Source organism: Nonomuraea lactucae (genome assembly GCF_003313395.1).
Taxonomy (GTDB): domain Bacteria; phylum Actinomycetota; class Actinomycetes; order Streptosporangiales; family Streptosporangiaceae; genus Nonomuraea; species Nonomuraea lactucae.
Map to the genome: position 1 here is coordinate 1 of NZ_QNFZ01000572.1, position 1,928 is coordinate 1,928.

Genomic DNA, 1,928 nt, shown 5'->3' on the forward strand with positions numbered 1-1,928 from the left:
CTTCAGCGCGGGCACCGCGGAGGCGTCGGCGACGGCCACGACCTCGGCGCCCGCCTCGGCCGCCTGCCTGGCCAGCAGCTCGACCCTGCCGCCCCCGGCCGCGAGCCCGGCGACCCTGAACCTGCCGGGACTGGCCGCGACCACGTCGAGGGCCTGGGTGCCGATCGAGCCGGTCGAGCCGAGCACGACCACGGAGCGGAGGGTCTCTGCATGCACGCGTCCATTGTCCCCGGTTGCGGGCGTGCCGTGGCACGGGGCCGTGACGTACCCGAAATGCGCCACTTTTGTGACCCGGCGTATCACGGTGGGTTCGGGCGGTAATGCTGCCATATCCGTATGCACATTCATTGAGAAAAACTGATTTAGCCCACGTACCTTCCAACGGCAGATTCCGGTTTCGGGAGGTACGTAAATGCACCGCAGAGTCGCCCTGCTCTCCGCCTTCGCGCTCGCCGTGGCAGGCGCCTTAGCCCCCTCGGGGGCCGCTCGGGCCGGCACCGGCCTGGACCCCTGGCCCGCGGGGAGATCCGCCGCGGACTCCGCGCCCGAGCGCAGGGCCGTCCTTGAGTACTGGACCCCGCAGCGCATGCTCGCCGCACAGCCCTTGGCCGCGCCCGGGCCGAGACGCGCCGGCACGTCGGGCGAGTCGCCGACCCAGGGCAGGCCGTGGTCCACCCGCGGCGCGTCCGCGATCACCCCGGAGCGCGCACCACAGGACACGCCACAGCGCACACCACAGCGCTCATATCCGGGCTCGTCACTGGGCACGCAGTGGACGGTCCAGGGCGCCTCGGCCGTCACCACCCAGCAGGGGCTGCAGGTGCCGAACAGCCCGGGCCTGCGCTGGACCGACGGCGGCGCGGTCGTGCGCACCACCGGCCGCGTCTTCTTCACCACCGCCGAGGGCCGCAACGCCTCCTGCTCGGGTTCGGCAGTGACCAGCGCCAACGAGAGCGTCGTGATGACCGCCGGGCACTGCGTGAAGATGAACGGCGCCTTCCACCGCAACTGGGTGTTCGTCCCGGGGTTCGACAACGGCCGGCGCCCGTTCGGCACCTGGGCCGCCAGCAGGCTGCTGACCACGCAGCAGTGGAACGCCAGCGAGGACATCAACTTCGACATCGCCGCCGCCGTGATGGCGCCGCTGCAGGGCAGGACGCTCGTCGACGTCGTGGGCGGGCAGGGCATCGCGTTCAACCAGCCCAGGCGGCTGCAGATGTTCTCCTTCGGCTACCCGGCGGCGCCCCCGTTCGACGGCTCGACGCTGACCTACTGCAGCGGGCGCGCGTTCAACGACACCGTCATGACCAGGGACCAGGGACTGCGCTGCAACATGACCGGCGGTTCGAGCGGCGGCCCGTGGTTCCGGAGCTTCGACGAGTCCACCGGGCTCGGCACCCTGAACTCCGTCAACAGCTTCAAGTACAACTTCGCCCCGGACTTCATGTTCGGGCCCTTCTTCGGGAACGAGGCGATGGCCCTCTACCAGGCGGCGCAGAACACCAACGCACTCTGAGCGCGTTTTACCGAATGTAGCCACAAGAACACATCTTGTAGTGCACACTCGGGTGCCATGACCCTGAGCACCCCTCTGCTGGCGGGCATCCCGCTCGTCGCGGGGCTGATGGGCCCCGCCCTCCTGGGCGCGACTCCCCCACAGCAGCCCGGCCGTTCCACCGCCGTCCACCCGCAGCACGCGGCATCGCGACCGGAGGTCGTCGAACACGTGGCCGCCCGCGGCCCCTCCGCCCAGCGCCGCGTGCTCGGCTACTGGACGCCGCGGCGCATGGCCGCGGCCCTGCCGATCGACCTGCTCGGCACCGTCACCAAGGGCGGCGGCGTGCTGAGCGGGCTCACCGGCGGGACGGGGGTGTCGGCCGGGCCCGACCTGTCAGGCGGGGCGGCCAAGCTCGTCACCCCGCGCCGCG

The 1,928-nt window shown here is 71.4% G+C and carries 1 protein-coding gene and 2 pseudogenes; 2 read left to right on the top strand and 1 reads right to left on the bottom strand.

The genetic code is table 11. From position 1 onward, the window contains the following. A pseudogene (locus DQW85_RS23715) lies at positions 1-216 on the bottom strand (1-deoxy-D-xylulose-5-phosphate reductoisomerase); the annotation flags it as partial. Between the two features lie 196 nt (positions 217-412). On the opposite strand from DQW85_RS23715, the gene DQW85_RS23720 reads away from it, so the two are divergent. Next, positions 413-1,516, top strand: coding sequence for a trypsin-like serine peptidase (locus tag DQW85_RS23720; protein WP_113702280.1), 1,104 nt, complete (start codon positions 413-415; stop codon positions 1,514-1,516). A 57-nt stretch (positions 1,517-1,573) separates the two neighbouring features. Then, a pseudogene (locus DQW85_RS23725) lies at positions 1,574-1,928 on the top strand (hypothetical protein); the annotation flags it as partial.

Bases quoted from the DNA above. Each gene is read 5' to 3' on its own strand.
- DQW85_RS23720 (WP_113702280.1), top strand. From the start codon at position 413: ATGCACCGCAGAGTCGCCCTGCTCTCCGCCTTCGCGCTCGCCGTGGCA.